The following is a 12,315-nucleotide window of genomic DNA, read 5'->3' as shown; positions in this document are numbered from 1 at the left end:
GCGGCGACCTACTGCAGCGGGGTTCGTTTCGCCTTCGACGACTTCTCCGGGATGCCCGGGCAGTCACGGGTGATGGTGCACTTGCTGGGCTTCGTGCCCACCACCCACACTGTCTCGCAGGTGGGGCATTCGGCGATGGCGACGGACGGTTTGTTCCGCAGCAGCTGCAGGTGCCCGTGGTACCGGTCGATGAGGTCCAGTTGCGCGGTGTCGAACTGGATGCTCTTCAGCTTCACGGTCGCGTCCGACTCCGGGTTCCGGAGCTCGTCGACGAGTTCATCCAGGGACCGGGTGCCGGTCAGCTGCAGCGCTGCGACGACGATGTCGGCTGCACGGAGCACGGGACGGCTGCTCACCGGGTCGAACCGGTACAGCTTCGGTGGTCGGGGTTTCCTCGCGATGGGCACAAGGGGTTCTATGCGGCGTCGGTCCTGCCAGCGGTCCGAATCGGGGTGACGGTGGCGAGGTGCTCCTCCTCGACGTCGGCGTTCCGACGGCGGCGCGCTTCCGCGACCCCCATCACGGCGAGGGCGGTGAGAACCGACGCGAAGCCGAACGTCATCGTCAGGAGGAACAGACCGTCGGTCGCCGCGTCGTCCAGGATCATGCGGATGACGCCGATGGTGACGGCGATGACCATGAACGCGGCGGCGAGAGCGGCACCACGCTGGGAGGGCTTGAGGCTGTTCACGAAGGTTCGCATGCCGAGGTTATGCGCGGACCGGTCCGGTTTCGTGCAGTCGCGTCGGCTGCCCGGTCCGCCGCATAGACGTTCCAGCCCGTCGCTCCCCTACTGGAAGGTCCTCATGCGTCAGCTCATCATCATCGGTTCCGGCCCCGCAGCGTTGACCGCCGCCATCTACTCCGCACGCGCCGAGCTCTCCCCGCTCGTCGTCGCGTCGGCGGTGGGAACCGGCGGTGAGCTGACGAAGACCACGGAGGTGGAGAACTTCCCCGGGTTCCCCGACGGCATCCAGGGCCCGGACCTGATGGTGAAGATGCAGGAGCAGGCGGAGAAGTTCGGCGCCGACATCCTCTACGACGACGCTGTCATGGTGAACCTCACCGGTCAGGTGAAGCAAGTCACCGTCGGCAACGGCGACACCTACGAGGCGCTCGCCGTCATCTACGCGACCGGGTCCGCGTACCGGCACCTCGGGCTCCCCGACGAGGAACGGCTCTCCGGCCACGGCGTCTCATGGTGCGCCACCTGCGACGGGTTCTTCTTCCGCGGGAAGCACATCGCCGTCGTCGGCGGCGGAGACTCCGCCATGGAGGAAGCGACGTTCCTCACCCGATTCGCCGACAAGGTCACCGTCATCCACCGCAGCGACCGGCTCCGCGCGTCGAAGACCATGCAAGCCCGAGCGTTCGCGAACCCGAAGATCGAGTTCGTCTGGAACAAGAACGTCGTCGGCATCACCGGCGACACCGCCGTCACCGGCGTGACACTGCAGGACACGACAGACGGCACCGAGTCGGAACTCCCCCTCGACGGGCTGTTCATCGCCATCGGCAACGACCCCCGCACCCACCTCATCCACAGGCAGATCGACGTCGCCCCGGAAGGCACCATCGCCGTGCAGGGCCGCTCATCGAAGACCAACCTGCCGGGCGTCTTCGCCGCCGGGGACGTCATCGACCCCACCTACCGGCAGGCGATCACCGCCGCCGCCTCCGGCACCATCGCAGCACTCGACGCCGAGCACTACCTCGCAGCCCTCACCAGCTGACCGCTCCACCCGTGCCAAAGACAGGCTTGACTACCGCTGGGTAGTTAGCCCGTTTGACTACCGTCGGGTAGTCAGAGGACTACGGTCTGAGGCATAAGCAGCGCAACCTACGTTCGAAACGCCAGCCTGGCACCCTAACGAATTGGTGATGATGTTCGGATGTCCCGTATGCGGGTATTTCGGCTTGCACGAGCCAGCTCGTAACGAGTATGGTCTTCCCTCATTCGATATTTGCCCTTGTTGCGGGTACCAGTTCGGCGTTTCGGACGACGACAAAGGCATCGATTACGAGCATTGGCGGCGAAACTGGCTGACGTTTGGCGCTCCTTGGTGGTCTCCTGAGGGGCCACCTGAGGATTGGGATCTCGAACGACAGCTCGAGAACCTCTGACGGCCAGGCAGCAGGCGGCGAGTTCCCCTCCCAGTGGATTCGGCACAGCTGCCCGCGTCAATACGCTCGGCCGTGGAGCGACGCTCCCGATGCCACATGAACGGGCAAACGAAGATGCCGCCGTTGTCGGATGACGGGCAGTGGTGGTGGGACGGCACGCGGTGGCTCCCTGCCGTCAGCGCTGACCCGAAGTGGCGGTTCGACGGACAGTCCTGCTGAGCGGCTGGATGAGGCGACGACGGAGCGGCGAGAGCAGTTCCGCACCCGCGCCGCAGGCGCCATCGCAGCACTCGACGCCGAGCACTACCTCGCCTTGTTCAGATCCTGACAGTAGGCGGAGCTGCGCCGCCGAGCACCCTCTACTGGGAGGCAATCGAGGCAGTGAGGTGCGTCGTTTGGCGCATCATGTCTCGACTTCTAGCGCCCCCGCGAGCCCGAGGGCATCTGCGGCGGCGCGCACTGCATTGGGGTGGCGCGATCCCAGGGAACTCCATAGACGGCGTATGACTGCTGTGTCGTCGCTGCCGCGGAGCTTCTCCACCGTCCGACGATGCACCTCCTTGAACGCGCGTTGATTCGGCACGAGCACCTCAGTGAGGAAGTCGCCGAACGTCATCACCCGGATATCGAGACCAGCCGTTTCGAGTGCCTTCTCGGTGGGGAAGTCCTTGATGTTCTCGGTCAGAAGGATGTCGGCGCCGGCGGAGAGCGCCGCAGCGAACACGTGTCGGTCTTTCTGGTCCATCTCCATGCTGTCCGCGGTCGTCGCGGCCCACTGCTCCACCTCGACAGAGGCGTACTCGTAGTACTCGGTCATCAGCTCCCGGAGCCGCTCCGCGTTGTGCTGGCGTTCCGGAAGGGTTTCGCCGCGGACGAGGCCTTTGCCAGCGAGGTTGCTCGTCATCTCCTCGAGAACGCCGTCCGACCACCTGACGTCGATGATCTCGAAGGTGTCGGCGTACAACGTGTAGTCGCGGAGGACACGCTGCACCAAGATGTTCGCGTCGACGAACACCGTGGGGCGAGGCGTCACTCGGTGAATCCGACGTCGTTGGAGAGTGCCGTGATTCGCTCCATGCCGCGAAGCTTCCGTTCACGTTGCCGGGAGCGGAACCGCGCCATCGCCGCTTCGGTGACTCTGTCACCATCGCCGCTGTGCTCAACTTGGAGGTCGCCGCTGTCGACGGCCTTCTGGAAGTTCGCAGAGGTGAGTCCGAGACGCGATCGCGCCGCTTCGAGGGTCAGAGTCACCATGAGCATGGCGCCGATTGTAGTTCGCACGAACCACCTATGGGCGGAGCGTCGGCAGGAAGTGCGTTTCCGTTGAGGGCTGCATCGGGCGCCGGCCGAGCGAAGGAGAACGGCGGTCAGCGGTTGCGGGTCGCGCCGGTGATGTCGGCGTGGTTCGGGCAGTAGGCCCATGTGGTGTCGGCACGCTTCGCGAGGACCCAGCCGCGGTGCACGCCCCAGGCGAACAAGTCGTCGGAGGCACCGGTGAGGTCGAGAGTTGCCGTGCAGTACGTGCAGGTGGTGCTGCGGGTCATGCTCCGGTGAGATGCGGCGACCGGGCCGTGTCAGGGCGGCGGAGCCAGATGCGGTGCGCTGCCTCGTCGTGGTCGCGTCCCGGGAGTGCGACCCAAACTTCACCTGCTGCTGGTGCGTCGCCGGTGACGGTGCCGATGATGCCGGGATGCATCCCCCAGGTGACGTCGTCGCCGACGGTGATGGGATGCGGTGGAGCGGGAGTCGAGGCGGTCATGCCCGGGCAGATGCGGCGGTCCAGTATCAGCAGCGGCTTTCGGATTGGAAGCGCGGCGTCCCGTTTCACGGTTTCTCAACAGTGCCGTTGAGGATGTCGTAGATCAGCGATTCGACGAGTTCGGTGGACGACTGCGCGTCGTCTCCGTCGTCGATGACGGAGACGTCGTTGCCGTCGCCGAAGATGATGTCGAGGGTTTTCGACTTCTCTTTCAGGACCTTCTGGATTCGGCCGTCGAGGGTTCCTTCGGCGAGGTAGGTGGTGGCGATGATGCGGTCCGCGGTCTGGCCGATGCGTTCCGCTCGGTCCATTGCCTGTCGGATGAGGGCGGGGGTCCAGTCGGATTCGGCGAAGAACATGTCGGAGGAGGCGGTGAGGGTGATGGCGACCCCGGCTGCGGCGATGGAGCACACGAGGACGGGGATTCGGCCGGCTTGGAACTCGGCGACGAGGCGGTCACGTTCGGCGTGGGAGACACCGCCGCGGATGATGCCGGATTCGGCGACTGCTGCGGGCACGGCTTGCGCCATCGCGTCGGACACTTCGCGGTGCTGCGTCCATACGATGAGGGGTCGAGTGAACACCTTCTTCCCGCCGACGAGTTCGGTGGTTTCCTCGACGTGGCGGCGGATGTCTTCGACGACGGTGTCCACCTTCGCCAGGCCGGCGGCGCGGCGCAGCAGCGACACGAGTCCGACCTGCGACGCGGCGTATTCGTGGATGGTGTCCTCGTCGAGGATCTGTCCGGGGTTCTCCTTCCGCCACTTCTTCACCCAGTCGGTGAGCTTCCCGATGACTTCGCGGTGCGCTTTCCGGTACTCGGTCAGGGGCACGTCCACCCACTTCGGGACCCGCTGTGTTTGCGGAAGGTCGGGGAGGACGTCCCGCTTCCGGCGGCGAACCCAGACATGGTCGGCGAGTTTCGCGCTGAGTTCCGGGAGGTGTTCCTTGCGGACTCGGTAGCCGCCGAAGCCGTCCTCCCGGCAGTACCGCTCGAGGAACGCCGCTTTCCCGCCGAACACCGGTCCGAGGTGGCCGGAGAGTTCCAGGATGGGGGCGAGTTCGGACGGGTTCGCCAGCAGTGGCGTGCCGGTGACGGGTAGCGGTGTCTTCGTGGTGGCGACACCGACTTCGAGGACAGCTTGGGAGCGTTTGGAGTCGTAGGACTTCCCGCGATGCGCTTCGTCGTAGACGAACACTTCCGGACCCCACGCCATGAGGCGCCGTCGGAGGTCGTCGCGGGCGGACAGGAGACCGTCGGAGGTGATGATGACACCGGTGTCGGGGAAGACCGGTTCCTTCTTCCCGGAGCGGATGACGGCGACATCGCCGTTCGGGTACTGGCCGCCCAGAGTGTGCAGGTTCGACTCGAGCACCTCGCGACGCCAGCCAGTGAGTCCGACGGGCAGGCAGGTGATGAGGGTTCGCTTCGCGCCGAGGATTGCGGCCGCGGCGATTGACTGGCGGGTTTTCCCAAGCCCAGGCTCGTCGAAGAGCGCGTTGTGGCCGGCGGCGATGGCGATCGCACCGATGCGTTGAAACGGGAACAGGTCCAACCCGAACCAGTCGGGAACGTCGCCGACCTCGGTGATGAGCTTCGCAACGTCGTCGGCGTCCATCTCGAGGATGTCCTTCGCGGAGCCTGCTTTCCGGGCGACGTCCATGAGGTCCTCGCGGGTGGTGACCCGGCCGCGTTGTTCGATGGCGGCGGCGATGATGGCCGGATCCCAGCGGATGCCTTTCCGTGGAGCGTTGCGGTGCAATGCGTCGGTGGCGGGGAACACGAACCGTTTGAAGTCCCGGTCCCAGCGGGCTCCGGCGCCGAGGATCTTCTTGGTGTTGTCGAAGCCGTACAGGCGGGGTAGCACCATCGCGTTCGCGCCGTTGGCGGTGAGTCTGCTGATCGGGGTGACGAGCTCGTTGAGGTTGATGATGTCGGCGAGGGTCGTGCCGGGGGTTTCGGAGAAGTCCAATTCGAACCCGGCGCGGGAGAACATGCGGTCTGGGTCATCGCCGGTGGCGGAGACGACCCAGCAGCCGAGGCTGCGGTTCCAGAACGCTTGACCGCCCTTCCCGCCGATGAGGCCCTCTTCCAGCCACTCCTTGAGGGTGCGGTGCGGGGAGTCGGCGTGCGGCGTGGACGGGTGGAAGTACAGCTTCAGCTGCGGCTTGTTGTACGTGCCGCTGATGACCGCTGTTCCCGTGCTCACACCCCTTCTATGCGCGTGCGGTTATCGCAGCTGCTTCGTTCAGAAGGGGATGCCGACGTCCCACCGCTTCTGCTGGCGGACGTTGGCCTGGTTGACGGACAGGTTCCGTCCCTCGCATTCCAGCGCCTCCCGGTACAGGGCGATGCGTTCGTCGAGGTGCTCCTGCGCGAGCCGGGTGTTCCGGTAGCCGCGGCCGGGGCCCGGGGTGGGGTTGCTGGTTCGGGCGGCGAGCGCGTCGGCGAGCTTGCGTTCCACGTCGGCTCGGCTGACCCCGGCAGCGTTCCCGGCCCAGATGTCGCCGTACGCCTGGTCGTCCGGGTGTGGTTCACCGTTTTTCCACGCGTGGTATGCCGCTTCCTGGTCGGCGATAACGAGCGCCTTCTGCCGGGTGAGTTCCTCGAGGTCGGCGGCGGTGGCGCCCGGGCGGAACATCAGCGTGCGCCGCGCGGCGCCGCGCGCACGAGCGACTTGGTCGTGGGTTGGTTCCGTGACAGCGGTGTCCCATCCGGCTACGGGGTGCGTGAGTTCCGTGGTCGCTTCTGGCCGGCGGTGGGCGGCGAACTCGGTGGACGAGTGGCCCGTCGCGACGGCAGCGCCGACGTCACGGGCGCGGACCTGGTGCTTGCCTGCTGTCATGCCCTACGTGTGTGCGGCGTCGCTGAAACGGTCCGGCAGGGGGTCAGTTGTCCTCGTCGGCGTTGTAGTCGCCGAGGGACTCCTCGATGGAGTACACCGGCTGCGGGTTCCCTGCGTGGGCGGGCAGTTCGACGATCCAGGACCCTTCGCCGTGGAGTTCGTTGATGTGGCCAGCGATGTTCGCGTCACTGGTCCACGACCCGGTGACGAGCATCACCCAGTGGCCGTTGCGCTGCCCGTCCGGGTACACGCTGGTGACGCCGTCGATGGTGACGGTGTGGCTGGTGGCGCCGGAGTCCTGGTACGAGTCGGCGAGGCGGGAGTGGCTGGCTTCGAGGTTCGCGCCGGGTGCTTCCAAACTCTTGATTGCGGTCGCACGGGACTGCGCTGCGGTGGCGGTGCTGTCGTCGTAGCCGACCCAGGTGCGGACGAACGCTTCCGCGGCTGCTTCCGCTGCGGTCTGGTCGGCGGTGTCCTGCGCGTTCGGGGCTGCGCCCTGCGCGCTGGAGTTCGCGTCGCGTTCCTGCTGCGGTGTGCCGACGTACGTCGGCGATGGGGTGAACGACGTGTCGATGTTCTGCCCCGGGTAGGCCCTGCCGACCGCGGTGGGTGTCGGCGTGGCTGCCGTTTGGGTGCGCTCCGGGGTGGTGCTGTGTCTGGCAACGCCGGAGGTCCCTTCCTCCTTCGCCTGCTGCTGGTGGTGCGCGGCGGAGAAGTTCACGACGATGACGGCGAGGAGGATGACGCCGGCGGCGACGATTCCGAGGATGGTGAGGAGTCTGCGGCGGTCCATCAGGAGTCCCTATCGGTTGCGAGGTGGGGTGCTGGAAGTGGGTATGCGCGGACAAGCAGCGGCCGCTACTTGCCGGCGGCCTTGAACGGGTCGACGGTGGGGCGGACAACCTTGTCCATCAGGTCGCCCTGTCCGGCGGGGCCGCCCCACACAGGCTGAATCTTGACGACGTCGCCTTCCTTCGGAGCGGCGAGCATCCAGTCCTGCCCCTTCGCGTCCTGCCCAAGGTAGAAACCGACGTGGTAGATGCTGGTGTTCGGGCGTCCCCAGAACAGCAGGTCCCCGCGTTCGCGTTGCGAGTACGGGAACACCTGGTCGGACTTTGCGAGGCTGAACTGCTTGTGGGAGTCGTGCTGCGGAACGCCGTCTTTCATGCCGACGCCGACCCCGGCGGTGCCGTAGGACACCATGACCAGGCCAGAGCAGTCCCAGACGTCGGGCCCGGCGCCGCCGAGCTGGTACGGCTTTCCGAGCTGCTGGCCTGCGAATGCGAGCGCCGCGGCGACTTCTTCGCCGTTCGCTTGGGCACCGGAGGAGGTTGCGCCGGGTCCCGGATGGTCGGGGCCCGGGTCATTCGTGCCCACCGAACCGCCAGTGAAGCTGCTGCTGACGGTGCAGCTGGAGACGCTGTCCGCGCCACCACTGCTGCCACTGGTTCCGCTGCTGCTGCTGGTGGTGGTGCTGCCGGCGAGGGCGTGGCCGTGCCCGTCGGTGACGGTCACCGGCGGTCCTGGCGGGTTCGGCTCAGCGATGGGGTCAACGCCGTCCCAGTACGCGGCGAGGATCTCCCGGCCGATGCCTTCCTTCTGCGCGTACCGGTCCGGGTAGCCGGAGATCTGCACCGACTGAGCGACGGCGCCGGGTTCTCCGGTCGCCCAGGTCTTCTTCGCAATGAGCCGGTTGAAGAACGCCGACGACGAGTAGTAGATGCTGGTGCGTTCCGTCTCGGTGCCCCAGGTGTCTCGCTGCTGGAACGCGCCAATGGAGTCCCGGTCGCCGAAGTCCAGGTTCTCAATGTTCGACTCCACCAGCGCGGTGATGAGACCGATGAGCGCCGCCTGCTTCTGGTCATCCTCGCTGGACTTGGCGAAGATGGTCTTGGCGATACCGATGATGGCGCGGGCGTTGTTCACCTGGCCGGGCGCGAGCGTCGTCAGCGTGCCGCCTGGGTTCTTGTCGACGGGTGCCCGTTCGGCTGGTACCCCGGTTGCTTGTGGTGCGCCATCTCCGGACGCGGACGCGGAGCCGTTGGAGGAGCAGGCGGACACGAGGCCGAGCGCCCAGCTGCGGGCGGTGGTGAACACCGTGTCTGCGGTTGCTGCGGGCAGCGCTCCGGGGTTCTGCAGCACCGCGTCGTAGAGCTTCTCGGTGGTGGCTTGCGCCTGCTTGTCGTCGCTGTCGGTGCTGAGCTTGTACTCCGAGGAGGAGTTCTCCACTAGTTCAGCGCCGTTCAGCAGGTCCCAGTCGGAGGTGTGTCCGTCCTGCTTTGCCAGCGCGGACGACAGGTCATCGAGCATGGAGTTCCCTGCGGTGTCCTGCGTCTGCCCGCCGTTGTCGGTGTACGCCAGCCAGATCTGCCAGGGGATGTTCGACTGCGCGGTGTCCGCTTGAGCTTTCGCGACCGCGTCGTCGGTTTGGCCGCTGGCGACGGCAGTGGCGACGGCGACGTCGTTGGCGTGCGCGTTCGCGGCGTTCTTCGCGGTGCTGGCGCTCATCGCGACCGCACCGATGAGCAGCGCCGGTCCGGCGATGATGGCGACGACGATGAACCCAATGGTGGTCATCGCCCACTTGTTGCGGATGATGGCCTTGAACGCGCCCTTCGCGGCGCCGGCGTACCCGCCGGTGAGCGCGCCCTTGGCGATTTCCTTGACGGCGTCCTTGGCGAAGTCCTTCGCCTGCTCAGCGCCGGACGCCGCCTGCGCAGAGGTGGACGGAGCGCTGCTGCCGAAGGTGGACGCGGTGTCGCGGATGCTGGCGAAGCGGCTGCGACCAGGGGTGCGACCGCCGACAGCGCGGCCAACCGCGCCAAGACCGGCGCTGGCTCCCTGACCGAGCAGTCCCGGTCGGCGGGGCCCGCCGCCGGGTGCTGTCGGCTGACGCTGATGCTGCTGCGCCGGCGACTGCTGCTGCGCTGCCCCGCCGTCGGCGGTGTCGTCGAACCCTTGCGGGCGTTGCATGTCGGCCATCGCGTCGCCGCCGTTCAGCGCGCGCGGCCGAGGCGCCACTCAACGCGGGGGCTGACCCCGGTCGGGAAGTAGCGGGCGCGACGACGCTGGAGACGGTGGATGTAGAACGGGCTGGGGACGTGGTTCGACTTCTGCAGGTTGTGGGTGGCGCACAGCGACTGGCAGTTCGACATCTCGGTCGCGCCGCCCTTGGACCAGGGGTAGATGTGGTCGGCGTGCTGCCCCGGCTGCTTGCAGCGGAACCCGGCGGAGGAGTGCTCGCAACGGCCTCCTGCGCGCCGTTTCGCTTCCTGCTTCTGCGCGCCGGAGAACATCCGCCGCTGGTCCGTTTGCGGCTTCCCGTCCCCGCGTCCCTTCCGGGCGACGGCAACGACGACCAGCGCCAGCGCGACACCAGCAGCGACAAGGGGATGGCTGCCGACGAACGCCGTGAGTGGTGCGAGAGCGTCAGCCATGCTCTCCGCAGATGCGGCGGAACGTGAGCGGCCCGCTTACGACTCGGTATCCTGGGCTGGTCTCCAAAGGGGGCGCACTGTGGGGGTGCGCAGAAACGCCCCGAGCACGGTTCCGGTGCTCGGGGCGTTTCTCATGGGGCGGTCAGCCTCCCGGCTGTCCAGTGACGCTCAGCTCAGCTGAAGTCGTCGTCGAAGCCCGCCGACGCGACGGGCGCGGCAGCGGCGACCGGCTGCGGAGCCGGGGCGGCCGGGGCCGGCTGCGGGGCGACGGCCGGCGACGTCGGCGCGGGCGCCGAGGCCGGACGAGCCGCCTGACCCTGGCCGCGGGCGTTGCGGGTGAGCTGCGCCGACGCGAACGACAGCGACGCGGCGACCTCGACGGCCTCGTACTGCACGGCGTTGATCGTCACACCGTCCTTCTCGTACGAGTTCGGACGCGCCTCGGCGATGACGACGACCCGGTCCCCCTTGTGCAGCGACGCGGCGACGTTCTCCGCGTCCTTGCGCCACGCGGCGACACGGTAGAACACCGACTCCTTGTCCTCGTACGAGTTCGTGTCCCGGTTGAACTTCGAACCCGTCGACGCGACCGAGAAGTTCGCCACCTGCGCGCCACCGACGGTACGGACCTCGGGGTCCGCCGTCAGGTTGCCGATGATGGTCGTGATGTTCGGGATAGCGGTCATTTCTAGTTACTTTCTGTTGAAGGATGCCGACCACCACTGCGGTGACCGACACCCCCTCTATGCGCGGAAGATTCGGACGGCGCGCGGTCTCGTGCAACCCAGCGCAAATTCGCATGCTTGTGCGGATCTGAGGCCATCAGCGATCGCCCGGCACGCACGAGAGGAGCGGCGCCCCAACGGTTCGGGCCGCGGCTTTGGATGGATGAAGGTCAGTCGTTCGCGCGGCCGGCTTCCTCAGCACGGTGGTAGGCGATGAGCCCCGCGTGGTTCACCAGCTGGTCCAGGTTCAGGTTCGCCATCCCCCACATGACGCTGTGAACGGCCGATGTTGCGGCGTCAACCGGGTTTTCCGCCAAACGGTCATGCTGCCTGCGAACCTCCTCTGCGATGCGCTCGAGGTTCGCAGCAATGCTGTCGAGCCGGGCATGGGCCATGTTCTCGTAGACGCCCGACGCCGTCCTCGGCGCCGGCGTGAGGGTCACATCGTCCGCTGCATGATGCTTCTCGGCGAACTTCCCGTCGCGGGCGTGGAGGTTGCCGTTGCTGTCGCTGGTGGTCATAGCTGACGTGTGTGCGGCGGCGGGTTAGGCGAAAGGATAGCTCTGGTGGGTGCGGATGAGCCGCCCGAGAACACGGTCTGCGTGGTCGAGCTCCTGTTGGGTGGCCTGCTTCGCCACGTCATCGATGTCCGGGTCGTGCCGATAGTCGGGGGCGACGTCGTAGCGGAGGGCGCGGAGAGCGTCGATGTCGTCGCGAAGTGTGCGAGCGTGAGCGAGGACCGGGTTTCGCCGGCTGTTCAACGGTCGCGGTGCGTCGAGCCGGACCGCGCTGTCCTCACTGTGATGCTTCTCCGCAAACCTCCCGTCGTGGGCGTGGAGGTTGCCGTTGCTGTCGCTGGTGGTCATAGCTGACGTGTGCGCGGCGAGCAGTCCGGCAGCCGCTCGCCTTGCGCGGCCGTGCTCGCCCCTCGGCCTGCCCGGCAGCAGCTTCAGCAGCGGTGACGGGCCTAGCGGAGTTCACGGCATAGGTGAAGCGTGACGACGAACACCTCCGACCGCCTGCACCGTGCGACGCTCCTTCAGGTGGAGCTCCTTCCTGCCGTGCTCTTCCTCGCCATCGACGCGCTCTCATGGGTCGCGGCACGGCTCGCCTTCGGCACTGCGTCGGAGGCGACGCTGCTCGGGGCGTTGCTGCTCCTGCCGGCGCTCCTCCTCGGCGCAGCGTTCGCGTGCCAGGAACGCTGGTCCGCTGACGGCGCCGCACCGCAGACGCCGCTGCTGCTCACGCTTTCCTGGATTCGCGCGTGGACCATCGCCGGTGGCTATGCCCTGCTCGGATTGATGGTGGCGTCGCCGCACCTGATCTCTCACACGCTCGGCGCAATCGCCCACTGGGCGCTCGTCACTGGCTGCATCGCCCATATCGCCGCGGTCATCGCCGACCGCCGAACGGTCCGCAAGTAG

16 protein-coding genes are annotated in these 12,315 nt (G+C 67.2%); 2 read left to right on the top strand and 14 right to left on the bottom strand.

What is annotated here, in order from left to right:
- Window positions 1-8: 8 nt before the first annotated feature.
- Together DEI94_RS19230 and DEI94_RS19225 are read right to left on the bottom strand one after the other, a co-directional pair.
- Window positions 9-341, bottom strand: coding sequence for a hypothetical protein (locus DEI94_RS19230; RefSeq protein ID WP_146249360.1), 333 nt, complete (start codon window positions 339-341; stop codon window positions 9-11).
- Window positions 342-415: 74 nt separating this feature from the next.
- The gene (locus DEI94_RS19225) at window positions 416-703 is read right to left on the bottom strand and encodes a hypothetical protein (protein ID WP_111025157.1); all 288 of its coding nucleotides are present in this window, start codon (window positions 701-703) and stop codon (window positions 416-418) included.
- Between the two features lie 103 nt (window positions 704-806).
- Between DEI94_RS19225 and trxB the strand changes: the two genes are divergently transcribed.
- Window positions 807-1,733: a thioredoxin-disulfide reductase gene (gene trxB / locus DEI94_RS19220; RefSeq protein ID WP_111025156.1), complete on the top strand. Its 927-nt coding sequence runs from the start codon at window positions 807-809 to the stop codon at window positions 1,731-1,733.
- A gap of 794 nt (window positions 1,734-2,527) precedes the next feature.
- Here the strand turns inward: trxB and DEI94_RS19215 are convergent.
- The 12 genes from DEI94_RS19215 to DEI94_RS19160 form a co-directional block, all read right to left on the bottom strand.
- Complete coding sequence (locus DEI94_RS19215; RefSeq protein ID WP_181441670.1) at window positions 2,528-3,157, bottom strand: PIN domain-containing protein; 630 nt, start codon at window positions 3,155-3,157, stop codon at window positions 2,528-2,530.
- Entirely contained in the window at window positions 3,154-3,384 is a 231-nt protein-coding gene (locus tag DEI94_RS19210) for a hypothetical protein (protein WP_111025154.1), read from the bottom strand. The genes DEI94_RS19215 and DEI94_RS19210 overlap by 4 nt, the downstream gene beginning before the upstream one ends.
- Window positions 3,385-3,491: 107 nt before the next feature.
- Complete coding sequence (locus tag DEI94_RS19205) at window positions 3,492-3,668, bottom strand: hypothetical protein (protein WP_181441669.1); 177 nt, start codon at window positions 3,666-3,668, stop codon at window positions 3,492-3,494.
- Window positions 3,665-3,883 carry a hypothetical protein gene (locus DEI94_RS19200; protein WP_111025153.1) on the bottom strand — a complete coding sequence of 73 codons (219 nt, stop codon included), beginning with the start codon at window positions 3,881-3,883 and terminating at the stop codon, window positions 3,665-3,667. Before DEI94_RS19200 ends, DEI94_RS19205 begins: the two co-directional genes overlap by 4 nt.
- Before the next feature lie 65 nt (window positions 3,884-3,948).
- Complete coding sequence (locus DEI94_RS19195) at window positions 3,949-6,093, bottom strand: DEAD/DEAH box helicase (protein ID WP_111025152.1); 2,145 nt, start codon at window positions 6,091-6,093, stop codon at window positions 3,949-3,951.
- A gap of 39 nt (window positions 6,094-6,132) precedes the next feature.
- On the bottom strand, window positions 6,133-6,729 hold the full coding sequence (locus tag DEI94_RS19190; protein WP_111025151.1) for a hypothetical protein: 597 nt from the start codon (window positions 6,727-6,729) through the stop codon (window positions 6,133-6,135).
- Between the two features lie 43 nt (window positions 6,730-6,772).
- Window positions 6,773-7,522 carry a hypothetical protein gene (locus DEI94_RS19185; protein WP_111025150.1) on the bottom strand — a complete coding sequence of 250 codons (750 nt, stop codon included), beginning with the start codon at window positions 7,520-7,522 and terminating at the stop codon, window positions 6,773-6,775.
- A 65-nt stretch (window positions 7,523-7,587) separates the two neighbouring features.
- Window positions 7,588-9,702: a C40 family peptidase gene (locus tag DEI94_RS19180; RefSeq protein ID WP_146249358.1), complete on the bottom strand. Its 2,115-nt coding sequence runs from the start codon at window positions 9,700-9,702 to the stop codon at window positions 7,588-7,590.
- Window positions 9,703-9,725: 23 nt separating this feature from the next.
- Complete coding sequence (locus tag DEI94_RS19175) at window positions 9,726-10,166, bottom strand: HNH endonuclease (RefSeq protein WP_111025148.1); 441 nt, start codon at window positions 10,164-10,166, stop codon at window positions 9,726-9,728.
- Window positions 10,167-10,339: 173 nt separating this feature from the next.
- Window positions 10,340-10,852 (bottom strand): single-stranded DNA-binding protein, encoded by a 513-nt coding sequence (gene ssb, locus DEI94_RS19170; protein WP_111025147.1) that lies wholly within the window; start codon window positions 10,850-10,852, stop codon window positions 10,340-10,342.
- A 209-nt stretch (window positions 10,853-11,061) separates the two neighbouring features.
- Window positions 11,062-11,412, bottom strand: a complete 351-nt coding sequence (locus DEI94_RS19165) for a hypothetical protein (RefSeq protein ID WP_111025146.1) — start codon at window positions 11,410-11,412, stop codon at window positions 11,062-11,064.
- Window positions 11,413-11,436: 24 nt separating this feature from the next.
- Complete coding sequence (locus DEI94_RS19160; protein WP_111025145.1) at window positions 11,437-11,757, bottom strand: hypothetical protein; 321 nt, start codon at window positions 11,755-11,757, stop codon at window positions 11,437-11,439.
- Between the two features lie 129 nt (window positions 11,758-11,886).
- Here DEI94_RS19160 and DEI94_RS19155 point away from each other — a divergent pair, with 129 nt between their 5' ends.
- Window positions 11,887-12,315, top strand: a complete 429-nt coding sequence (locus DEI94_RS19155; protein ID WP_111025144.1) for a hypothetical protein — start codon at window positions 11,887-11,889, stop codon at window positions 12,313-12,315.

The organism is Curtobacterium sp. MCBD17_040, assembly GCF_003234805.2.
Taxonomy (GTDB): Bacteria; Actinomycetota; Actinomycetes; order Actinomycetales; family Microbacteriaceae; genus Curtobacterium.
The sequence above is the reverse complement of the archived record's forward strand: the minus strand, read 5'-3'. Positions and strand labels throughout refer to the sequence as shown.